This window comes from Mucilaginibacter sp. 14171R-50 (assembly GCF_010093045.1).
Classification (GTDB): domain Bacteria; phylum Bacteroidota; class Bacteroidia; order Sphingobacteriales; family Sphingobacteriaceae; genus Mucilaginibacter.
Window position 1 is genome coordinate 1,684,551 of sequence record NZ_CP048115.1, and the last position, 23,802, is coordinate 1,708,352.

Genomic DNA, 23,802 nt, shown 5'->3' on the forward strand with positions numbered 1-23,802 from the left:
TATCAAGGGCTTTAATCAGATGTACAAGCTAAGACAAGAAATGCCGGAAGTTGCACAATAAATGCTATCTGCTAAAGCCGAGAGTGACCACTTCAAAGGTATGGTTGCAGGAGCGAAACAAGTCGAACTCGAATGTATCCGGGAAATTTCGGAGAAGGGTCGAAATCAATCCCGCGAACGGGAGATCTAATTTGGCGTAGGTTATAATGATCGACTTTAACAGTATATGGATAGATATTGAATGTCCCCAATGTAAATACATTGATGAAATTCAACTTATTGACGCAAAAGCTGAAAAACTGCGTTTTTGTAACAATTGTAAAGTAAAAATTCAGCTAAAAGACAGCGACGGATCTGTCCATAGTAATATCGAAACAATAAACAATGCCTTTAAAGGTTTAGAAGAAATATTCAAGAAAATCGGGAAATAATGTACTATAATCACAATATCAGAACAAGTTTACAAGAATGGAAGGGTAGACTTTATAAGGCGACTAATGAACAGTTTGGGCATCAATTAAAATACTGCATCAATAACATTGAAAAAAATAAGCTGCTTTTTAGCTTGATAAGTGATTCCATTATCCAATACCCTTTTAGCCAAGAACAATTAAAAGAAATGGGAGATAATGACTATGGCGCACCGGATTTATCATTTGAAGATGAAGTGCAACATGCGAGTTACTGTTATCAGTTCTTAAAATATTTTATCCAAGAATATAAAGATTACAATCTGCATCACTATACAAACTTTCACGGAGGAAACTTTGAAGAGACTAAAAAAAACGTTATCGAAGAACTGATAACCCCCTTATTTTACTACTTGCATGATAAACTGGATAAATCAAACTCAATTGTCTATTTGCTGGAAAAGTACAAAAGAAGGACGGAATGGTTTACCTATAAAGATCTTTTGAAAGAGTACCAAAATGCGACCAAAAGTTATGAGCAAATTTTTGAGGACGATTTAAGATTATTTCTATTTGATCAAGGGATAGATTATCCATTCTCCACGCCTAAATCGACTTCGGGACGTGGTGATATTATTGGAGCCATTGAAACTGACGATCCGCTTATCATTGAAATAAAAGTTTTAGATAAAGATAAGAGTTACGGGAAACAAAGAGTAATTGACGGTTTTTCCCAGATAATAAAATATACAAATGATTATAGCAAAGATCTTGGCTATCTTGTGATATTCAATACAGACAATATCGAAATAGAATTCGTACTGAACGAAAAGAATAATCTCTTTCCACCGATGATAAGTTTTAACAACAAAACCTATTTTATTGTGGTAATCAACTTACATACAGGGATATCGGCAAGCAAAATTGGCACCACTGAAGTTTTAACGATTAACGAAACTGAACTGACGAAATAGAATTCAAACCGACCTTTGTACCTACACATTTACTATGCTATAATAGTTAACCTCCAATGATGCAGATGAATGTAAACTATTGGGGATATGGGCTTTCTGCTTCAACCTCAAATTTCAAAAATCAAAAAAAATTAAGGCTGACTGTGCTGCTCGGGATAAAATTATTCTACAGTTTCGTCGCTGTCTTCCATTTTTTCTTCAACTGCTGTTAATGACACAAAAATCGTCATGAAAGAAAAACGGTCTGTGTCAGTAATGTTTCCTCTATCATCTAAGTGTACACCATACAGTTTTTCATCCGTATCGTATCTAATATCCCTTATTTCTACTTCGCTAACGGTATATGAACGTTCACCGTACTCATCCCATATAATTACTATTTCATCACCAATGTTAAATTGTTCATTGGTAGACTTGCCATCTTGACCTTTGACACAATTTTTTATGTGATCCGCACTATCTGTTGAAAACCCTAACCCGTCAGAACAATTAAATACAAATCGTACGTAATATTTTAAATCATTAATATTCATGTTCTCAAATTTTAGATGCAAAATTAGCTTTAAGTTTTAGTGTTTCAATCATATAGTATATGAGATTTGGTACAATTAATGAATATTCCGACTATGCCCGGTGCGTAGAAATAGCGTGTAGCGGCGTAGGAACTTAACCGTGATTTTAGAAAAGGTTACACCGTTTCCGGCAAATTCATAAAAGCGTTTCAAACGGCTTGTATCTGATTTGCAGACATCGTAATTGCCCAAGGCCCTTTGTTCGGCCAAATAATTATCGGCAACATCCTTGAACAAGGGCAGCCTTGGCGCAGGAGAAATTTCCTTTACGGGTTTGGGTTTTGTCGCCTCGATAATGTCTTCCGCTGAATACTTTTTTGCAGTTTCAAATTCAAGGATTTTTTCATTGATTTCAGCAAGCCTTTTTGTCAGAAAATTGGTTATCCGCATATGATGCAGATGTGCCTTTTTTACTTGCTGTTTTGTTGCATCCCAGAAATCGCGGGAGGCAAGAACATTTCCTTCAAAAAGATATGCAGGAATGCCGTTTTGAGATACTTTAATACCGATAGGGAAATTGCCGTTTTTGTCTTTGCGGCTCCATGTAACAATTTTTGCGCTGGCCATGTGAAAAACTTTTAAAGTAAATAAAATTGTTTTCCACGCCCCAGTCAAAGGTCGCAATTTGTTAACGGTTCGGCTGGATTAACCTGTCATTTGATGATTCAATCTGGCTGATACGGGGATAAAAAAGGGCCTTCCTGCCCATTTCAAACCATTTCAGCGCCAAGGGAACGGGATTATGAATCCTACGCTCTAACCATCTGAGCTACCCCGCCGTTTTCATGGTTCCTGAAAAAGGTTTGCAAATATAGCAGAAATTCGCTTTCTTTAGAAAAAATGTTCACTTTTGCCCCCTTGATTGATTTGTAACGATTGAACCCCAATGTCCGAGAAGAAAAAATTCAACCTTGAGTACGAGATAAAATCCTCACCAAGAATACTATATACCTTCCTTAACGAAGCTAATGGCTTAACACAATGGTTTGCTGATGATGTAAGCGTTCGCGACCAGATTTACACCTTTACCTGGGACGACGAAAAGCAGAATGCCAAACTGGTTGCTGTTAAAGAGAACAAACTGGTTAGGTTTAAATGGGTTGACGATGAGCCCCAATGTTACTTTGAAATGGAGATCATCCAGGACGAACTGACAAATGATGTTGCCTTAAGCATTACTGATTTCGCAACCGAAGAAACCATTGCCGAGCGTAAGCTTATCTGGGACAACCAGATAAATTACCTGATAAGCACCCTGGGCGCTTAAATTTCTCCGTATTTTGTATGATGAAACCGGCGTGTAAATAACAATTATTTGCGCGCGCTTACGTTTCAATCCCTGTACGCAATTGCCCGATGAAAAAAATACATTTGTTATTACTTAAATCATTTATAAGGCCTTTTATAGTAACCTTACTGATAGTGATGTTTGTATTACTGATGTTGTTTTTGTTCAAATACATCGATGATCTTATCGGTAAAGGCTTTCAGTGGTACATCATTCTTGAGCTGATGATGTATAACTCGGCTACCAATGTGGCTATGGCATTGCCGCTATCCGTACTGCTTTCATCTATCATGACATACGGCAGCCTTGGGGAAAATTATGAGTTGGTTGCCATTAAATCAGCCGGGATATCACTGCGCCGCGCCATGTACCCCATGATGGTTGTTGTGTTGGTACTTAGCGTTGCGGCCTTCGTATTTTCGGATTATATGCTGCCGGTGGCCAACCTTAAATATTACTCGCTCCTGTACGATGCGCGCAAGCAAAAATCAGCCGACCTGCTCCCCGAAAATGTTTTCAGCAATCGTTTTCCGGGGTACACCATACGCGTAAAAAAGAAAGACCCCGACGGGCAGACCCTGCACGATATCATGATCTATTCTAAAGGGGCGCTTGAAACAAACCAGGATGTTTTGTTTGCAAAGTCGGGGCTCATGTACCGGTCTAAAGATGATCTGTACCTGATCTTGAAGCTGAAGGATGGGGTACGTTATGTAGAAGATGCCGGCGATCAGGGTAACGCCATGCCACGCAAGCGGCTTACGCGTTTCCGGTTTAAAGAAACCGAGCAAAAATTCGATCTTTCGGGCTTTAAGATGACGCGGACCGACGAGAACGAGTTCAGGAGCGCCTCGATGATGATGAACCTGCGCCAGTTGCAGCATTATATCGATTCGGCAAACAAGGAGGTGGATAGTAATGTAAGGCTTAATTATTCGCTGGTGGCGGCGTATATGAAATATAATACCATGCCGCAAAAATCAAAGGTTAAAGTGCTGCCGGCAGATAGTATCAAGATGAGCTCCATAAGTGAAAAGATCAGCGCTTTAAACAATGCTTCCAGCGAAGTTCACCAAATATTGGATGTGATAAAAAACCGGGCCGACAGGCACAAGGAAACATCAAAAAGTATACGCCGATATATAATGGAGTATCAAAAGAAATTTACCCTTGGCGCTGCCTGCATAGTGCTGTTTTTAATTGGCGCGCCTTTGGGCGCGATAATACGTAAAGGAGGGTTGGGTATGCCTGTAGTTATATCGGTGATATTTTTCCTGGTATATTACATTATAGGTACCATTGGCGAAAAATCAGCCAAAGAGGGAGACTTATCGCCGCTGATAGGGGCATGGGTAGCCATTGCTGTTTTACTGCCTATTGGGGTATTCCTTACGTATAAATCAGCTACCGATTCGGCCCTTTTTGATGCGGATATGTATAAACGTTTCTTTAGGCGCTTTAACCTGCGTAAAACCAAGCCCGTATAGTTTTACAAAATACCGACCTTATTCATCTTATTATCGTATAAATTTGTTGTATCGGCAATTGTACTATACCAGCCAATTTCTCTTACAAATTGACGCAGACATGTTAAACACCATACCGGAAGCAATAGAAGCTATAAAAGCAGGCAAAACCATTATTGTTGTAGATGATGAGGACCGCGAAAACGAAGGCGATTTTTTAACCGCCGCCCGGAACGCTACGCCCGAAACTATCAACTTTATGGTGCGGTATGGGCGCGGCCTTGTTTGTGCGCCTATAACCAGGCAACGCGCGCACGAGCTGGAACTGGAGCCAATGGTTAGCCGTAACACCACATCGCACGAAACGAATTTTACTGTATCGGTAGATCTGCTTGGTAATGGCTGTACAACCGGCATATCCGCGACAGACCGGTCTAAAACAACTTTGGCGTTAATTGACCCGTCAACCAGGCCTGCCGACCTGGGGCGGCCGGGGCATATCTTCCCGCTGATTGCCAAGGATGGCGGAGTTTTACGCCGTTCGGGACATACCGAAGCCGCTATAGACCTTTCAGTATTGGCCGGTTTTGAACCTGCCGGCGTAATATGCGAGATTATGAAAGAAGATGGCGATATGGCACGCCTGCCCGAGCTGCTGGTGATGGCCAAAGAGTTTGACCTTAAAATAATTTCGATAAAAGACCTTATCGAGTATCGTTTGAACACTGAGTCGTTGGTGCGTAAAGAGGTATCGGTAAAAATGCCAACCCAATGGGGCGATTTTGACATGATAGCTTATACGCAGTTGGATACCGGCGAAAATCATTTAGCACTGGTAAAAGGTGAATGGCAACCCGGCGAGCCTGTTTTGGTGCGTGTGCACAGTTCATGCGTTACCGGCGATATCTTCGGGTCGTGCCGGTGCGATTGCGGCCCACAGCTGCATAAAGCCATGGAAATGATAAGTAAGGAAGGCAAAGGTGTGGTAGTTTACATGAACCAGGAGGGGCGGGGTATCGGGCTTGTAAATAAGCTTAAAGCCTACCATTTGCAGGAGAATGGGTTAGATACTGTTGAGGCGAATATCAAACTGGGCTTCCAGATGGATCAGCGCGATTACGGCATAGGCGCGCAAATATTGCGCAACCTGGGTATTTCTAAAATGCGCCTGTTAACCAATAATCCAAAAAAGCGTGCCGGGTTGATAGGATACGGGCTTGAAGTGGTCGAGAACCTGCCGATAGAGATCGAATCGAACCCGCATAATGAAGCTTACCTACGTACCAAACGCGATAAAATGGACCACGCTATTATGCGCGAGCATTAATTATCACCTTCGGTATCCTCATTCGCATTGTTGTCCTCAGATGGCTTTGAAGGCACAGGTGTTGCGATGTTTGTTGCGGGCACCGGTGAAGGGGTTTTAGGTGCATCGTTGTTACGGCGGCGCCTCTGCCTGAAAATGTTACGCAAAAATTCGCCAAACGTATCAAAATCCCGCTGATACACTAAACCTATACCATTTACATATTGTACACCCAGCGCGTCGTTAATGCTGTTCAGGGTGGTGCTGTTTAACGCCCGGTACGAGTACCTGGCCCGCAGGTTACCGTCCCTTCGTATCAGGTATTGAATTTCGAAATCTTTGGTTAGCGTCCTGAAGTCTGTATTCAGTAAATTGGTTTTATTATTGAACAGATCGCTTGTGCCACTGTTAGAGTATAAACTGCCGTTTATAAGAAGCCTGTCGTTCAAAAACTTAAGTGACGCGCTCGCATCGTTGAACGACCGTATATTCAAATCGAAATATTTGATGTTTGATTGCGAGATAAAACTGTTAAGCTTATTAAACGCAAATTCGCTCACTGCTTCTCCGGCGGTACCCAATACCTGGTTGGTTAAGTTGCTGCCTGTGCCCGATGCAAAGCTACGCCGTACAATAATACTGAGGGCTTGTTGGCTCCGGTTATTGTTATCGGCCAGGTAGGTGCTAAGGTCATCTTTAATTGATGGGTCAACCGGGAAGTTAAAATTAAAATCGATATTAGGCTGTAACAATGATTTGGACAGTATCAGTTCGGCCTGTACCAGTACCTGCTTGGGCTGCGGCGCTTGCAGGCCGGCAGCGGTGTACAACGGTGCGATATTGGTGCGTACCTCGTAAACGGCTTTCAAATTTATCTCGGCATTTGCGGGGTTGCCCGTCCAGCGGATGGTGCCTCCTTCGTTCACCACAAAGTTTTTACTAATAAAATCCTTCGCGGTAAACTCAAACTTCCCTGATGTGATCAGGAAAGCGCCGAACATCTCAAAGTCGCCCAGGCTATTGATGTTCAATTTGAGGTTGCGGGCCTGGCCTGTACCCTCTAATACACCATAATCTGTACTTATCCGTACGGTTGTACTTTCATTAACGGTAAGGTCAAAATTTAGCGTAACACCATTAAATGCCTTGCTCTTTTCAACGGGCTTTTTTAAAGTGGTATCGTTATGGTCCACAAATCTGATGAAATCATATTCCGCCGCCGTAGATGAAGTATTTAACGGAATATTAAATATGGTGCCCGCTTCGGTTGACGCCTTGATGTCTATCTTCATGTTATCTACAGGCCCTGTAAAACTAAAGGTACCGCTACCGTAGGCAGTACCGTAATAAAGGTGGTTATCCTTAAAAGTGGTGTTAAGCGCCATCAGGTTACGGGCTTGCACAGTTATATCAAGCGTAGGGTTTGATATCTGGTTAAGGTCAACCGTTCCGTTTGCCTCGCCGGTGCCTCCACGGCCATCTTTCAGCACCATTTTATCAATCTTTATAACACTGTTGCTTACCGCCAGTTTCTCGTTTACGGTGTACGCTGTCTTAAGATAATTAACAGTCACGCCCGTATTATTTAACGAGACCTCGCCGTTAAGTTGCGGCTTGGATGGCGAGCCGGATAACTGCAGATTTGCTGACACGGTGCCTTTAATATCAGATACCAGCTCTTTTATAAAAGGCTCAAAGATAATGGCTTCGGTATGGTCCATTTTAATGTCGAAGTTCAGGTTATCGCCGTTTTCCTGCGCCAGTGTGTATACCCCATCGATATTCATGGTCTTTAAACCACGATTAGTTATATTTAAGTTTACCCTGGCCTGCTTATGGGCATTATCAAGGTTCGAGACGATCTTGACATTGCCTACCAGCGTTTTGTTCATCGCCAGCGAATCGATATTAAGGTTTGCATCAATTCCGGGTTTCTTCATGATGGAACTCAACGTAACATCGCCATTTAAGGACCCTTTTAACAGTACACCTGATGTTTTTGTAAGCTGATTAATGGTAGCCATACTAAATTTATCAAAGGTTACTTTCAGTTCGTCTTCGGTGCGGTCGGATATAAAACCGTTTATCCGCACTTTTTGGACGCCGTTTGATAGCTCAAATCCCGATACCTGGGTTTTACCATCCAGCAGCCGTATTTTTACCTGCTCTTGTATCTTCCAGTTTTCGTGTTCCAATATTACATCTGATGGTAATATCGCCAGTTTGGCGGTAGTGTCTCGGCCAAATTCTACCAGTCCGTAAAGGTCTAACTGGTTGGCGGCGTCCTTATCAGATAACTTTACGTTAAAATTGAGGCTGTCGTTCTTTAAAAAGTTGGTAATGTTAATGTTTTTGATGTACAGGCTGTCGGTAAGGTCAACACGGTTTAAGGATACGTTTAGGCCGAGCATGTCATCAGCCGTGCTCTCATCAATAATAAAATCATGAAACACTATTTTGCCCAGTTTAATGGTCTTAATATAGCCGTTCAATGTGGCTGTTTTTTCGGTAGAATTAAACTTACCTACAAAAGTGCCCTGTTCAGGCACCTTAAGGGTGGGCATAAAAATGGCCAGCAGCGGGTCGATGTTTTTTATCGCTAAGTTAAAATCAAAATTTTGCGGCTGATGCGGGGTAATGGTTGTTTTTAACGACGGAATATATTTTTTGGCTATGGTTTTAAAGTATGACGGAAGGGTGGCCAGGTCGTAACTGCCTTTAATGCTGCCGTCGGCCAGATCAGATCGCAGCGATATCACCCTGGCAGCGCCCTTTCCGGCAGCGGTTAAGGCAACCGAATCAACCACGTAGTTGTTTCGTGGATCTATTATACGGGTGTTGCTAAGTAAAATACGTCCGTCCAGGTTATCCAGGTTATTTCCCGAAAAATTGGTGCTGATATCGGTGCTGAGCGAAATGGTATCTTTTACAAATTTAAGCTGGCGAAGATGCGCGTTACCTACACTGCCTGTAAAATTGTATATAGGCAATTTGGGGTTTAAATTAACACTGCCCGCCAGGTTCAGCTTAATATTTTTATCGTTAATGGCTAACCTGCCTATAGCTGTTTTGCGGTTAAAAGAGCCGTTTGTAGTTATGTTACTGTAAGCATAACCCTTAAATTGCAGGTAGGCAATTTTCGCATCGCCGTGTACATTCAGGCTTTTCAGGTCGTCGCCGCTGCCGGTTATATTGGCCCTTAGCGTAGTACGACCAAGTTGATTGTCGTTTAATAAGCTGCCAAGGTCAAAGTTATTAGTGGAAATTTTACCGCTGTAACTCGGTACACCCGCTTTGTTTATTTTCAGGTTAATATCCGGGTCAAAACGGCCCAGTTTTGTTTTAAAAGTACCAAATGCCACAAAATCGTTTTGCAGGCCGGTAAACCTGCCTGTAAAGTTTACGTTTCCAAATTTGCTCACTACATCCGGCACTTTTGCGTTTGGCTTGCCTGTAAAGTGGCTATACAAGTAGTCCAGGTCCTTTTTATTGGTGGCTATCTGGTCGAACTTTAACTGCAAAAAAGTGTTGTTCCAATCGGGCAGGCCGGTTAAGTTAAAGTCGCCCTTTATAAATGTGCCCTGGGCGGCTGTAATGGTAAGATTTTTGGCTTTCAAGTTGCTTACCATGCCGCGCACGCGGCCGTCTATGCCCAGTTCAAAGGTCGTTTTATCCAGTGTGCTGGTAAAATAAGCTATGTCTTTTGATGACAGGTGCGACGATTTAAAGTCGGCGTCCATATTCACCTTGTTTTCAAAGTCGTCAAAATCATCAAACGATTTGAATTTCATCTTAAAAAAATTCTTCACGCTGGAATGCGCTGTTTGTACGTTAAGGTTTTGAAGCAATATCTGGTTGGTATCGATGGTAGCGTTAGCATTAAGGTTCCGTACCACGAATCCACTTTTTTCATGCAGGGTTAAACCACCTATCCTGGCTTTAAAAAGGTGATTTTTCAGGTCCATATTTCGTATAATGGTGCTGAAATGGGTAAGATCTACATCGTTAAAGTTTACACCTTTTACCAATTCTGTCCTTAAGTGGTTCTTGTACCTGAAGTGAAAGTTATTAATGGCTATTTTTTCGAAGGTAAGTGTCCAGGGTTTGCTTTTTGTTTTTGTTGTATCGCCCGAATTAAAGTAATCGAGCACAAACTTAAGGTTGGTTGTGCTGTCTTTTAACTTTTTCAGGTAAAACGAGCCGTTGTCCAGCTGAATGGATGCAAAATCTATCTTCTTTTTTTTGATGCTGTTGAAGATTGAAAAGCCGCTAAGCTCTACCACCAGTTTTGGGGTGCTCAACAAGGTATCCTGCTGCTTGTCCAGAATGTACAGGCCTTCTAATACTACTGATGAAAAGGGCTTAATGTAAAGGCTTTTTACATCCACTTTTGTATTAAGCTCTTTTGATAAATAAGTGGTGGCTTTTTTTGCCGCCCATGTTTGTACCGGCTTGTACTGAAAAAGCAATAGCAATATGCTTATCAGTAACAAAATTATCAATACGATACTTAACGCTATTTTGAGTACTTTTTTAATAACTTTGTATTTAATTTAGAATTCAAAAGTAAAAATTCAAAAACGTACTAAGTGTTTTACTTTTTGAATTTATTTATGACCATAGTCTAAAGTAATAAGTGTTTTGACCTTAACTTTCGACTTTTACTTAATAACGTGCCGGTAATATTAGGAATCGAATCTTCATGTGATGAAACCTCAGCAGCTGTTTGTGTTGATGGCGAAATATTAAGCAATGTTATTGCCAATCAAACCATCCACGAAGCGTACGGAGGCGTTGTCCCCGAGCTTGCCTCAAGGGTTCATCAGCAAAATATTGTTCCTGCTGTACAACAAGCACTATTAAACGCAAAAGTAAGCAAAAATGATATTGATGCGGTAGCTTTTACGCGCGGCCCGGGGCTTTTAGGCTCACTTTTGGTAGGGGTTTCGTTCGCCAAGTCCTTCGCGCTTGCCAAAAACCTGCCATTGGTAGATATTAACCACATGCAGGCGCATATACTTGCGCACTTTATCGGCCCAAACAAGCCTGCTTTTCCTTTTTTGTGCCTTACCGTATCAGGGGGGCATACGCAAATAGTTTTGGTAAAAGATTACTTCGATATGGAAGTGATTGGCCAAACCCTTGACGACGCGGCAGGCGAGGCGATGGACAAGACCAGTAAAATATTAGGCCTGCCATATCCCGGCGGCCCGTTGATAGATAAGCACGCACGCAGTGGTAACCCTGATGCCTATAAATTCCCCGAGCCGCAGATACCGGGCTTTGATTTTAGCTTTAGCGGACTTAAAACAGCCATCCTTTATTTTATAAGGGATAACGTTGCTGCTAACCCTGATTTTATAAAGCAAAATATAAACGACATTTGCGCATCGGTTGAAAAACGCATTGCTACTATTTTATTAAATAAATTAAAACGTGCCGCTAAGGAATATAACATTAAAGATATAGCCCTGGCCGGCGGTGTGTCGGCTAATACCGGTTTGCGCGAAGGGCTTACCCGGCTTGGCGCCGAAAACGGCTGGAACGTTTTTATACCCAAGTTTGAATACTGTACTGATAACGCGGCTATGATAGCCATTGCCGGTTATTATAAATATTTAAAAGGTGAATTTGCCGGGCAGGACGTAGCGCCGCTGGCACGTATGCCGATGTAGGGAAGTCGATAGTCTATAGACGATAGTCCATAGACCTGCTTCCGGATAAACACAATACTATGGTCTATCGACCATTGACTATGAACTAAAATTATGAACATTCCTTCTCTTATCTTTTGGGCGGTTTTTGTACTGCCGCTTGTTGCTTTTTTAGTTTGGTTAATGCGCCAGGATAAACGCAAAGGTATAACCGGGCTTATTGTACTGGCTATTTTGGTGATTGGGGGTATAGCCTACATGTACTGGAAAACCGGGGGCAAATAATTAAATGCAAAGCAATTGGAAATTCAAGTCTTTGCAAAACCTTGAAAAGAAGGTGATGACAAATGATGGATATTCTTCCAATTTAACCGCGCGCTGCACAGAACTTTTAAGACGGCCGTTAAACGAATACTCGGTTGAAGACATGAGAATTATGATCGGGCAGCAAGTAGGTTTGAATTACCTAATACCATTAGCTCTGGAACAGTTACATATTAACATTTTATCGGAAGGGGATTATTACCCAGGAGATCTTTTAAATGTGGTATTGAAAGTTGATAAGGCGTTTTGGAGTAAGAATAGTTTATTATTCAAAAACTTGATACAGTTAATTAAGGGGAATAAAAATTTATTACTTCAATCTGGTATCTCTGAAGATATATTAGCCAATTTCAATTAAAACAACGGCCCCCGCATTTGCAGGGGCCGTATAAAAAAACACTTACAAAAATTCTAACCCGTACTTTATACAGTATTAGAAAGCCCTTTTATATATTCTGACAGATTGCCCGCCAGAAGTGGTGCAGAAAATAAAGAAAGTGTTATCTACCCTTTCGATACCGGCAATGGTAGCCCCTTGCGGTATGGTGTACTTTTTATAGCTGTTGCCTACATCGTTCGACAGGCTGAAACTTGTGCCGCCATAGGCCACATAATCCCCCCATTGTTTTATCACATTTACCTGCTCGTCACTTACTTTAACAAATACGTCGCCCTGGCCGCGCGATTGATATAGGCGGTTATCAGCTATTTGCGCGCTGGTGCTGAATATAGCATAGGTGTAACCAGGCGCCGAAAGGATATTTTTATAGCCTTCGTTTAAAAAGTAAGTGCCCGTAGTTCCCGTAGTAACCAGCCATGTTTGCCCCTGGTCGGTAGAGCGGTAGAACTTATTGGATGCAGGATCAATAGCGTAAAAATATTTACCGCCTCCATCGCTTGCAATATGGTCAAGCCTGGTAGCGCCACCTAAGCTCGCATTTTTTACCTGGAAACTGGTTCCCCCGTTCAGTGATATATAATATGACTGGCCCGATAGCAGGTACACCTTATCACTTTTAGCGACTATGCCGTTAAAGCCCAGGTTTGGCAAATTAGGGTTTACGATAAGTTTGGTGAACACTGTGCCATCTGTTTTTACAACGCCCAGGTTAGTGGTTATGTAAAAGTAGTTCCCATCGGCTACAATAAAGTTAACTTTCAATGTATCTTTTGTAAGCGGCAGGCTGTTAAATACATTATTGAAGGTGACCCCTTTATCGCTGCTGTAATACAGGTTTCTGCCGGTTTTGCCATTGGTGAAGAACATGCGACTGCCTGAGGATGCCGACATAATACCCGTTTGCGGACTTACCGTTTGATCTACTTGAGTCCAACCGTTTGGTGGCGACGGTACCACAAGCGTAAAGTCGGTTGCGCTTGTTAGTTTGGTGCCGCTGTTAACCGTCAAATATATTTTACCGGTTACGGCGCCCTGCGGTACTATAACCTGTAATTGCGTGGCCGTTGCAGCTATCACTGTACCGGTGAACAGGTTGTTTTGCGGGCCGGTAAAGTGTACAACATTGTCTGCCGGTATCGTGCTAAAATTAGTGCCTTTTACAACTATGGTATCGCCAGTTTTAGCGCTTGCCGGCGCAAACGATGTAAATGTTGCCGCTTGTATATAGGTAAACGTAGGCCCGGTGGCAACCTCGCTGTTCTTAACTTTTACAGACACCGCGCCTGTTGAACCGCCTGCCGGTACTTTAACCATAAGTTTGGTAGCGGTGGCCGATATGATCTCGGCATTTACGCCATTGAATTTAACCACATCATCTGCAGGCGTTGCACTATAATTTACACCGGTTATGGACACGGTATCGCCGGTACGGCCTTTTGTAGGTGCAATGTTTTCGATAGTTGGTTTATCAGCCACCGGAGTAGGGTCTTTTACCTCTGACTTTGGTTTGGTTACTACCGATGCGAAGGTTATGGTAAACCCACCTGACGAGTTAAACTCGCGGCCACTTGCATCCTTAAACATAATGTCCCATTTAACCTCAATATAGGTATCCGTAATGGTGATACTGATAGAGCCTGATAATGCATAATACGCATTGCCGCTGTTAAAGTACTGCACATAGGTTTGCGATGTGCCCGCGTTTACTTTAATGGTTTTAGTGCCGGGGTTAAGTGATGTGCCCGACTTTTTGGTTAGGGCGATAGCGCCGTTCTTCAGATCGTCGATAAAAAAAGTAAGCTTGTTGCCGTTGGCATCCAGCGTGGCCGATGTCTCCAGGGATTTTACCCCATCGCCGGGGGTGCTGAATAATGTGCTTTTGATATTATTTTCTTTGATGACGAATTCCTTTCCGTCTATTTTACCTTTAACGGTAGAGGTTTTAACCTCCGGTTGGGGAGTTGGCTTAATTACAGTTTCTTTTTTGCACGCGCTTACCGCCACAATAAGCAAGGCAAGGATGGCCGGTTTTTTTAATATTTTTTTCAGATACAGCTTCATTATGATGAGATTTTAATTTTTTTAAATCTCTGATTATTTAAATCTCAGGCATATACAGTATTTACGGTATATTTTACTGCGTACTAACAGCGGGCCGTCGGTAAAGGCGTGTTACGAACGATTACCATGACACGATCGTTGTACTTTGCGGGTGATATTTAAGGAATAAAAAAAGGCGATGAATAACTCCATCGCCTTACTTGTTTTCCCAACCTCTGATCTGATCACTAAAGCCTTTCCTTCAAAAACTGGCCGGTATAGCTGTCTTCAATTTTTATCAGGTTTTCGGGGGTGCCTTCAAAAACCACGTTACCGCCGCGGTCACCGCCTTCGGGACCAATGTCAATCACCCAGTCGGCGCATTTGATCACATCCATATTGTGTTCAATCACAATAATAGTGTTGCCATGCTCCAGCAGCGCGTCGAATGATTTCAGCAATTTCTTGATATCGGCAAAGTGCAGACCGGTTGTGGGCTCATCAAATATGAATAGTGTTTTATGGGTGTTGTTACCCTTAACAAGGAAGGAAGCCAGCTTAATACGCTGCGCCTCGCCGCCTGATAGCGTGTTTGAGGATTGCCCTAACTGCACATACCCTAAACCAACATCTACCAGTGGTTTTATTTTGGCCAATATTTTAGTGTCTTTGGCAAAAAATATCAGCGCCTCGTCAATGGTCATCTCCAGCACTTCTGATACATTTTTATCCTGATAGGTAACATCCAGTATATGCTGCTTAAAGCGTTTACTGCCGCAGGCCTCGCAGGTCAGGAAGATATCCGCCATAAACTGCATCTCTATCTTCACTTCGCCCTCACCCTGGCAAACATCGCAGCGCCCCCCCTCAACGTTGAACGAAAATGCCGATGGTTTTAAACCGGCAGCTTTTGCAGCCGGCAGCGCAGCGTACAGGTTACGTATCTCGTCCCAGGCTTTCACATAAGTAACCGGGTTAGAGCGCGACGAACGGCCGATTGGGTTTTGGTCAACCAGTTCCACCTGTTCAATTTTGTTGTAATCGCCTTCAATACTGTCAAAAGCGCCGCTTTGGTCGCCGCTGTAATTGCCCAGCGTTTTTTGCAGGGCGGGCGCCAGTATGCGTTTTACCAGGCTGGTTTTACCGGAGCCGGATACACCTGTTACCACCGTAAGCACACCCAGCGGGAACTTGGCATTGGCATGTTTCAGGTTATTTTCGCGGGCGCCTTTTATCTCGATAAAATCGCTCCACTTGCGGCGCGTTTTAGGTATAGCAATTTCTTCGCGGCCGCTTAGGTATTTGCCGGTAAGGCTATCGTCGTCAACTATGATCTGGTCGTAAGTGCCGGTAAATATCAGGTTGCCGCCATGTGTGCCGGCCTCGGGGCCAATATCTATGATATGGTCGGCGGCCTTCATGATCTCTTCTTCGTGCTCAACCACCAAAACGGTGTTCCCCACATCGCGAAGGGATTTCAGCACCGTTACCAAACGCTGGGTATCACGGGGGTGCAGGCCAATGCTTGGCTCGTCCAGTACATATATCGAACCCACCAGGCTGCTGCCCAGCGACGTGGCCAGGTTAATGCGCTGCGACTCGCCCCCCGAAAGTGTGTTTGACAAACGGTTGAGTGTTAGGTATGCCAGGCCCACATCATTTAAAAAGCTGAGGCGGTTGGTGATCTCTAAAAGCAGCCGCTTGCCTATCTTAAGGTCGGTTTCGTTCAGCTGCAGGTTGCTGAAAAATTCCAGTGCGGTATCTAAAGGCATCAGCACCACATCGGTGATTGATTTTCCGTCGATCTTTACATAGGTTGCATCCTTACGCAAACGGCTGCCCTTACATTCGGGGCAGGTAGTTTTTCCGCGGTAGCGCGATAGCAGCACGCGGTATTGTATCTTATAAGTTTGCTCCTCCATTTCCTTGAAGAAAGCATCCAGCCCCCGAAAATATTGATTGCCTGTCCATAGCAGGCGCTGCTGTTCTTCGGTAAGCTGGTTATACTGCCGGTGAATAGGGAAATCAAATTTCAGGGAGTTTTTTACCAGCACATCGTTCCACTCGCGCATCTTCTCGCCGCGCCAGGGGGCAATAGCGCCCTCATAAACGGTTTTACTTTTATCGGGGATAACCAGGTCTTCGTCAATACCGATGATCTTGCCATACCCCTCGCAGCGCTTACAAGCGCCGTAAGGGTTATTAAAGCTGAAGAAGTTTGGTGTAGGTTCTTCAAAGCGGATGCCGTCAAGCTCAAAGCGGTCGCAAAAGAAACGTTCGGTTTCTTCCTCCTCCTCGGGTTTGCGGTAACGCACAAAGCAATCGCCTTTACCTTCAAAAAACGCGGTTTGTATACTATCAGCCAGTCGGCTAATGGTTTCATCTTCCTCATTTTTAGTAATGCGGTCAATAACTATGCGCACATGCGGATCAACAGTCGTTGTTTGCGTATGGTCGGCAGCATCGTCTTTTTTGCCTTTCCCGGTATCTATCGAGGCGTTATCGATGCTTTCATCTTCCAAAAGCGATTCTATACGCGATACCTGCCCGTCGTACTCAACCCTTACAAACCCCTTTTGCATCAAAACGGCAAGTTCCTCTTTAATACTGCGGTTGTTATGCGGGTGCAGCGGGCACAGTATAGTTACCTGTGTTTCATCAGGCAGGGTGGTAATAAAATTGATCACGTCGGTTACGCTGTCCTTCTTTACTATCCCGCCCGATACCGGCGATATGGTTTTGCCAATGCGCGAAAAAAGCAGTTTAAGGTAATCGTATATCTCGGTGCTGGTACCAACTGTAGAGCGTGGGTTACTGGTGATTACTTTCTGCTCGATAGCTATTGCCGGGGCTATGCCCTTTATGTAATCAACATCGGGCTTGTTCATGCGGCCCAGAAACTGGCGTGCGTACGATGATAAGCTTTCTACATAGCGGCGCTGCCCTTCGGCATACAAAGTATCAAACGCCAGCGACGATTTACCCGAGCCCGACATGCCCGTAATAACCACCAGCTTGTTTTTGGGGATGGCCACATCCATATTTTTAAGGTTGTGTACCCTTGCCCCTTTTATAATTATATTTTTCTGCGGATCTTTTTCTGCTTCCTTGATCATAGTATTGGTTGGTCGTTCATGGCCCATAGATCATGGTAGAAATTTGCCTTATAGGTTAAACCTTTGATAAAACCTGTTATCTAACCAATAGTTTGCAATAAACTACCATCTATTATCCATGAACTTTTTGGAAATGCAAAAATCCTAAAATATTTAGCTTTTTCCAAATGAGTTTTGGCAATACGAGAGCTTAATGAGTTATTAATAAAAGAGTTTGCAATTTAGTGACACGTGGCTTTCGAGAAGAACATAATATACCCCGCTAAAAAATATTTGTTTTTATTTTTTAAGATCATTATATTTGAGGGTAACATTTTTCTTAAACCCTAAAAGAAACGCTATAGATAGAACTCTACTTTTAATAACGACAAAAAATTTAATTTAGTTTATTAGTAGCTTCTATGGATTTTCAATTGAAAAGTGATCAGGATCTAATCCATCTGTATATCGCCGGTAATGAGGCCGGACTTGTTGAGCTGATTAGGCGATACCAATCAAAAATTTACACTTCCATTTATTTACTTGTAAAAGACGAGGCCCTTGCCGAAGATATTTTTCAGGATACGTTTATTAAGGTTATTAATACGCTAAAAGCTGGTAAATACAACGAAGAGGGAAAGTTTTTGCCATGGGTAACCCGTATAGGCCATAACCTGGTTATCGACCATTTTCGCCGTGAAAAGCGCGCGCCTATGGTAAGCAATGGCGATGATTTTGATATTTTTGAGGTACTGGGGCATTACGATGAAAGCGCGGAAGACCGCCTGGTACGTGAGCAAACTCATAAAGACTTGAAATCGCTGATACAACTACTACCCTCAGAGCAGAAAGAGGTACTTATTATGCGCCACTTTGGCGATATGAGCTTTAAAGAAATTGCTGATGTTACTGATGTAAGCATTAACACCGCGCTTGGCCGTATGCGTTATGCGCTTAACAACCTGCGTAAAATGATGCAAAGCAAGGAAATGAGCTTGAAAAACTAATTCTGCGCTATAATCATTTGATCAATTGAAGAGTTAGCCGCGCATATAATATGCCGGTAGATATCATTGTTATAAAGCTGCCCTATAAGGGCGGCTTTTTTTATGATATTACAACAATAAGCCGCACGTACCACCGTTTAATTTGCGATGAATTTCCATTGAAATAGTTAATATTCTTAATTTGAACCATGGTAATGGACCAAAAATTAACCTTCAAAAAAAATTTCATTTAATTTTCATCTTTGTGAAATATTAATAAATAATTCTCGTTAATTTTATAATCAAACAAACAACAGCTTATGGGTGAAACCTTTACTTCAATTTTTAATGCGGTCACTAATAAAGCTCAGGTGAAACAATCAGAGGTATATGAGAATCTGGAAGCGGACGAGGTGATATTTTATAACTCCCTCCGCGCTGATTTGGATCTTTTAAAGAAAAAGCCAAAACTGCAGACCATACATCACATTTTAGATTATTCAAAGAGCCTGCGCTAAGTAGTACTACGCTAAAACACTGGTTCATAGATCAAACAGTTCGGATAATCCCCGGCAGCTTGATTTATGAACCTTTCTATTTTTATATGGGTTCATTTGTTTAATGGTTCATTAGTTTATTGGTGGATAGTTTAATAGTTTTGCATTGCTGATTGGCTCGCTTAACCAAGCACCAATGAACAATTGAACTAATGAACCAGTGAACTAACAAATGCTCAAAGCCGAACGATACCGCCACTTTGTAGAATACTTTTCAAAGAACCAGCCCAACGCGGTTACCGAGCTGCATTACACTAGCCCCTATGAGTTGCTTGTAGCGGTTATACTATCTGCTCAATGTACCGATAAGCGCATTAACCAGGTTACACCGGCGCTATTTAAACGCTTCCCCGATGCCGCCGCGCTGGCCGCAGCTGATGCCGACGAGATATTTAACTATATACGCAGCGTAAGCTATCCTAACAATAAGGCCAAACACCTGGCCGGGATGGCTAAAATGCTGATGGAGAAATTCGGCGGCGAAATACCATCAGGGCTGGATGAGTTGCAACAGCTGCCTGGCGTTGGTCGCAAAACCGCCAATGTAATTGCGTCGGTAGTGTTTGATGCACCTGCCATTGCGGTTGATACGCATGTATTTAGGGTAGCTAACCGTATTGGGCTTACCAACCGGGCAACTACCCCGCTGGCCGTCGAGCGGCAGCTGATGCAGCACTTACCAAAAGAAACTCTTGGCGTGGCCCACCATTGGCTGATATTGCATGGCAGATATATATGCGTGGCCCGTAAGCCGAAATGCGAAATTTGCCCCCTCACCTGGTTTTGCAAATACTACGAACAGCTAAATTCTGAAACGGCACTGTTGAAAGCCGAGGCCGCCCGCATCAGGAAGGCGAATGACGCCAAAAAAAGAAAACTACTAAATGGCATAAGCAAAGAATTAACAAAGCGAAGTGTTGATAAAGATATTTGATGGATAGGCATTGGTTAGGTAAGTTTACAGGGAACCAAACAAATAAAATAAATTACTAAAAATATTAGTATTTTAATAAATAATATTTTATATTTGTTTCACAATAATTTAAGATGAGCAACGCAGATAAATTGAAAGCATTACAGCTTACGTTAGATAAGCTGGAAAAGTCGTATGGCAAGGGTACCATCATGAAAATGGGTGATACCGCTATTGAAGCAACGGAAGCAATATCTACCGGTTCGCTGGGCCTCGATATCGCTTTAGGGGTAGGCGGCTTGCCAAAAGGCAGGGTTATAGAAATATATGGCCCGGAGTCGTCGGGTAAAACAACCCTTGCGATACACGCTATAGCCGAATCACAAAAAAGGGGTGGCATTGCCGCCTTTATTGATGCGGAGCACGCGTTCGATCGCTTTTATGCAAAAAAACTGGGTGTTGATGTCGAGAACCTTTTGATATCGCAGCCGGATAATGGCGAGCAGGCTTTAGAGATCGCCGATAACCTGATCCGCTCGGGCGCTATTGATATATTAGTTATCGACTCTGTAGCCGCATTAGTGCCTAAGGCAGAGATAGAAGGCGAAATGGGCGATTCTAAGATGGGCCTACATGCGCGCTTAATGTCGCAGGCATTACGTAAGCTAACCGGTACCATCAGCAAAACCGGCTGCTGCTGTATATTTATTAACCAGCTGCGCGATAAGATCGGCGTTATGTTTGGTAATCCTGAAACTACTACCGGTGGTAACGCCTTAAAGTTTTACGCTTCGGTGCGTTTGGATGTTCGCCGTATATCGCAAATTAAAGATACCGACGAGGTATCGGGTAACCGCGTTAAGGTTAAGATCGTTAAAAACAAAGTTGCGCCTCCGTTCCGCATCGCCGAATTTGACATTATGTTTGGCGAAGGCATCTCAAAAGCCGGCGAGATCATTGACCTGGGTGTTGAATACAACATCATTAAAAAAGCGGGCTCGTGGTTCAGCTATGGCGAAACACGTTTAGGCCAGGGCCGCGATGCCGTTAAACAACTAATACTGGATAACCCGGAATTAGCGGAAGAACTGGAAGCGAAAATAAAGGAAACGGTAACCGGTGAAAGTTTAACAGAAGCTTAAAAGATAATTCTGAGTATATCAACTAAGGCAGCCTTCCCAAACGGGAGGCTGTTTTAGTATAATACCTTTCGGTTTTAAACTTAACGCTCGCGCTAATCAGCCATTTTTTGTGCGGATCAGCTTTGGCGTACCGCCGGCATTAATTTCAGGGGGGGTGCCTGGGAATCTCCGGCCCTAAACTCTTGTTTAACCAGCTTAATTGGTTAGCCGTTATAAATTAAGGTTCGTTTTTACATCGTCCTAATAACATAAGTATTAATGTTATTAGGCAACTCTGTTATAACGGGACAGATATGCAAAAAGCCTTCCCAATCGGGAAGGCTCAATCTAAAATCTAATTCGCAAATCTAAATTAGGATGCCATTTGCCTGCGAATGATATTCAGCGCGCCGCCGGCCCTAAACCACTCTATTTGCTGTGCATTATAAGTGTGGTTAACCGGGAAGCTTTCTGTTGTGCCGTTTGCATGGTGCAATACTACGGTTAACTGTTTGCCCGGGGCAAAGGTGGTTAAGCCGGTAATATCAATAACATCGTCCTCTTGTATCTTTTCGTAATCGTTAGGGTCGGCAAAGGTGATACCTAACATACCTTGTTTTTTAAGGTTGGTTTCGTGGATACGGGCAAATGATTTTACCAGTATGGCACGTACACCTAAGTGCCGCGGCTCCATCGCAGCGTGTTCGCGCGATGAGCCTTCGCCATAGTTTTCGTCGCCTACAACCACAGTTCCTATACCGGCCGCTTTGTAATCGCGTTGGGTGGCAGGTACGGGTCCGTATTCGCCGGTCAGCTGGTTTTTAACGCTATCGGCAGTGTTATTAAAGTAGTTGATAGCGCCGATAAGCATATTGTTTGATATGTTATCCAAATGGCCGCGGAACTTCAACCACGGGCCTGCCATTGAAATATGGTCGGTAGTACACTTGCCGCGGGCTTTTATTAATAACCTTAAGCCGCTGATATCGGTCCCTTCCCAAGGGGTAAAAGGCTCTAACAACTGTAAGCGCGATGAGCGTGGGTCAACCTTTACTTCTACCTGGCTACCATCCTCTGCAGGTGCCTGGTAACCGGCATCCTCAACAGCGTAACCGCGTACGGGCATTTCAATACCTTGCGGCTCGTCTAATTTTACCTGTTCGCCGTTTTTGTTCGGCAGGGTATCGGTAAGCGGATTAAACGTAAGATCACCGGCAATTGCAAATGCAGTAACAATCTCTGGCGACGCCACAAAGGCGTGTGTATTAGGGTTACCATCCTGGCGTTTAGCAAAGTTGCGGTTGAACGATGTGATGATAGAGTTTTTGCGGGTCGGGTCGTCGGTGTGGCGTGCCCACTGGCCAATACATGGCCCGCAAGCGTTGGCTAATACCACGCCGCCCATTTTAGCGAAAGTATCCAGGTAGCCATCGCGCTCTACTGTGTAACGCACCTGTTCCGAGCCGGGGGTAATGGTAAACTCAGCTTTGGTAACCAGCTCTTTATCAATAGCCTGCTGGGCGATAGAAGCCGAACGGGTAATATCTTCGTATGACGAGTTGGTACATGAACCTATCAGGCCCACTTCTAAAATTGCAGGCCAGTTGTTTTCCTTAACCGCTTGCGCGAATTTTGATATAGGCCATGCCAGATCCGGGGTGAACGGGCCGTTTACATGCGGCTCCAATTCGCTCAGGTTTATTTCGATAACCTGGTCAAAATATTGTTCAGGATTTGCGTAAACTTCATCATCGCCGGTTAGGTGCTGCGCTATAGTGTCGGCCATATCGGCGATATCGCCGCGTTTGGTACCGCGTAAGTAATCTGCGGCTTTATTATCGTAACCAAAAATAGATGTGGTAGCGCCAATTTCGGCACCCATATTACAAATTGTGGCTTTACCGGTGGCCGACATAGAGCGGGCACCTTCGCCAAAATACTCAACAATAAAACCTGTACCGCCTTTTACGGTAAGGATACCCGCAACGCGCAGGATAACATCTTTAGCCGATGTCCAGCCGGAAAGTTTACCGGTTAATTTAACACCCAGCAGCTTAGGGAATTTTAGCTCCCATGGCAAACCGGCCATTACATCGCAGGCATCGGCGCCACCAACGCCAATGGCAACCATACCCAAACCACCTGCATTAGGGGTGTGGCTATCGGTGCCTATCATCATACCACCCGGGAACGCGTAGTTCTCTAAAACAACCTGGTGGATGATACCGGCACCGGCTTTCCAGAAACCGATACCGTATTTATCAGATACAGATGAAAGGAAATCGTAAACTTCGCGGTTAATATCAATCGCAGTATTTAAATCAGCAACGGCGCCAACTTTTGCTTGTATCAGGTGGTCGCAGTGTACGGTTGAGGGTACTGCAACCTGGGGGCGGCCAGCCTGCATAAACTGCAATAATGCCATTTGAGCGGTAGCATCCTGCATAGCCACGCGATCGGGTGCAAAGTCAACATAGTCGGTACCACGTTCAAAAGCTTTTTTAGCGTCACCTTCGCTAAGGTGGGCATATAATATTTTCTCGGTTAAAGTAAGGGGCTTACCTGTCGCTCTGCGGGCAGCATCCACACGGGTGCTGTAGCGATCATAAACCTTTTTGATCATGTCTAAATCAAAAGCCATAATGTTTGATTTTTAGTAGTAAAAGATATACAAATCTGCCAGACGGCGGACTTGC

The 23,802-nt window shown here is 43.6% G+C and carries 18 protein-coding genes; 12 read left to right on the top strand and 6 right to left on the bottom strand.

Annotated elements, in window-relative coordinates; translation table 11 throughout:
• The first annotated feature begins 206 nt into the window (after window positions 1-206).
• Complete coding sequence (locus tag GWR56_RS07870) at window positions 207-431, top strand: hypothetical protein (protein WP_162430576.1); 225 nt, start codon at window positions 207-209, stop codon at window positions 429-431.
• Window positions 431-1,384 carry a hypothetical protein gene (locus GWR56_RS07875; RefSeq protein ID WP_202925390.1) on the top strand — a complete coding sequence of 318 codons (954 nt, stop codon included), beginning with the start codon at window positions 431-433 and terminating at the stop codon, window positions 1,382-1,384. Before GWR56_RS07870 ends, GWR56_RS07875 begins: the two co-directional genes overlap by 1 nt.
• Window positions 1,385-1,545: 161 nt before the next feature.
• Here GWR56_RS07875 and GWR56_RS07880 read toward each other — a convergent pair whose 3' ends face one another.
• Both GWR56_RS07880 and GWR56_RS07885 read right to left on the bottom strand, forming a co-directional pair.
• Window positions 1,546-1,917, bottom strand: coding sequence for a hypothetical protein (locus GWR56_RS07880; protein ID WP_162430577.1), 372 nt, complete (start codon window positions 1,915-1,917; stop codon window positions 1,546-1,548).
• A 75-nt stretch (window positions 1,918-1,992) separates the two neighbouring features.
• Window positions 1,993-2,523, bottom strand: coding sequence for a phage integrase SAM-like domain-containing protein (locus tag GWR56_RS07885; RefSeq protein WP_162430578.1), 531 nt, complete (start codon window positions 2,521-2,523; stop codon window positions 1,993-1,995).
• Window positions 2,524-2,842: 319 nt separating this feature from the next.
• Here GWR56_RS07885 and GWR56_RS07890 point away from each other — a divergent pair, with 319 nt between their 5' ends.
• The 3 genes from GWR56_RS07890 to GWR56_RS07900 all read left to right on the top strand — a co-directional run bounded on the left by GWR56_RS07890 (window position 2,843) and on the right by GWR56_RS07900 (window position 6,037).
• A complete protein-coding gene (locus tag GWR56_RS07890; protein ID WP_162430579.1) occupies window positions 2,843-3,223 on the top strand; it encodes an START-like domain-containing protein in 381 nt (126 codons plus the stop codon).
• Between the two features lie 89 nt (window positions 3,224-3,312).
• Window positions 3,313-4,731 carry an LptF/LptG family permease gene (locus GWR56_RS07895; protein ID WP_162430580.1) on the top strand — a complete coding sequence of 473 codons (1,419 nt, stop codon included), beginning with the start codon at window positions 3,313-3,315 and terminating at the stop codon, window positions 4,729-4,731.
• 100 nt (window positions 4,732-4,831) lie between these two features.
• Window positions 4,832-6,037 (top strand): bifunctional 3,4-dihydroxy-2-butanone-4-phosphate synthase/GTP cyclohydrolase II, encoded by a 1,206-nt coding sequence (locus GWR56_RS07900; protein ID WP_162430581.1) that lies wholly within the window; start codon window positions 4,832-4,834, stop codon window positions 6,035-6,037.
• Here GWR56_RS07900 and GWR56_RS07905 read toward each other — a convergent pair.
• Window positions 6,034-10,509, bottom strand: a complete 4,476-nt coding sequence (locus GWR56_RS07905) for a translocation/assembly module TamB domain-containing protein (protein ID WP_162430582.1) — start codon at window positions 10,507-10,509, stop codon at window positions 6,034-6,036. The two genes, GWR56_RS07900 and GWR56_RS07905, sit on opposite strands and share 4 nt — an antisense overlap.
• Window positions 10,510-10,689: 180 nt before the next feature.
• On the opposite strand from GWR56_RS07905, the gene tsaD reads away from it, so the two are divergent.
• The 3 genes from tsaD (at window position 10,690) to GWR56_RS07920 (ending at window position 12,352) form a co-directional block, all read left to right on the top strand.
• Entirely contained in the window at window positions 10,690-11,691 is a 1,002-nt protein-coding gene (tsaD, locus tag GWR56_RS07910) for a tRNA (adenosine(37)-N6)-threonylcarbamoyltransferase complex transferase subunit TsaD (RefSeq protein WP_162430583.1), read from the top strand.
• Between the two features lie 93 nt (window positions 11,692-11,784).
• Window positions 11,785-11,955, top strand: coding sequence for a hypothetical protein (locus tag GWR56_RS07915; RefSeq protein ID WP_162430584.1), 171 nt, complete (start codon window positions 11,785-11,787; stop codon window positions 11,953-11,955).
• 4 nt (window positions 11,956-11,959) lie between these two features.
• Window positions 11,960-12,352, top strand: coding sequence for a contact-dependent growth inhibition system immunity protein (locus GWR56_RS07920; protein ID WP_162430585.1), 393 nt, complete (start codon window positions 11,960-11,962; stop codon window positions 12,350-12,352).
• A gap of 75 nt (window positions 12,353-12,427) precedes the next feature.
• On the opposite strand, the gene GWR56_RS07925 is transcribed toward GWR56_RS07920, so the two are convergent.
• Complete coding sequence (locus tag GWR56_RS07925) at window positions 12,428-14,455, bottom strand: IPT/TIG domain-containing protein (RefSeq protein WP_162430586.1); 2,028 nt, start codon at window positions 14,453-14,455, stop codon at window positions 12,428-12,430.
• A gap of 227 nt (window positions 14,456-14,682) precedes the next feature.
• The gene (uvrA, locus tag GWR56_RS07930) at window positions 14,683-17,550 is read right to left on the bottom strand and encodes an excinuclease ABC subunit UvrA (protein WP_202925391.1); all 2,868 of its coding nucleotides are present in this window, start codon (window positions 17,548-17,550) and stop codon (window positions 14,683-14,685) included.
• A gap of 401 nt (window positions 17,551-17,951) precedes the next feature.
• Here uvrA and GWR56_RS07935 point away from each other — a divergent pair, with 401 nt between their 5' ends.
• From GWR56_RS07935 to recA, 4 genes are all read left to right on the top strand, one after another.
• Window positions 17,952-18,536 (top strand): RNA polymerase sigma factor, encoded by a 585-nt coding sequence (locus tag GWR56_RS07935; RefSeq protein ID WP_129877749.1) that lies wholly within the window; start codon window positions 17,952-17,954, stop codon window positions 18,534-18,536.
• Between the two features lie 299 nt (window positions 18,537-18,835).
• Entirely contained in the window at window positions 18,836-19,033 is a 198-nt protein-coding gene (locus GWR56_RS07940; RefSeq protein ID WP_162430587.1) for a hypothetical protein, read from the top strand.
• Between the two features lie 211 nt (window positions 19,034-19,244).
• Entirely contained in the window at window positions 19,245-20,006 is a 762-nt protein-coding gene (gene nth, locus GWR56_RS07945; RefSeq protein ID WP_162430588.1) for an endonuclease III, read from the top strand.
• A 113-nt stretch (window positions 20,007-20,119) separates the two neighbouring features.
• Window positions 20,120-21,127, top strand: coding sequence for a recombinase RecA (recA, locus tag GWR56_RS07950; RefSeq protein ID WP_162430589.1), 1,008 nt, complete (start codon window positions 20,120-20,122; stop codon window positions 21,125-21,127).
• Window positions 21,128-21,479: 352 nt separating this feature from the next.
• On the opposite strand, the gene GWR56_RS07955 is transcribed toward recA, so the two are convergent.
• A complete protein-coding gene (locus GWR56_RS07955) occupies window positions 21,480-23,747 on the bottom strand; it encodes an aconitate hydratase (protein ID WP_162430590.1) in 2,268 nt (755 codons plus the stop codon).
• Between the last annotated feature and the right edge of the window lie 55 nt (window positions 23,748-23,802).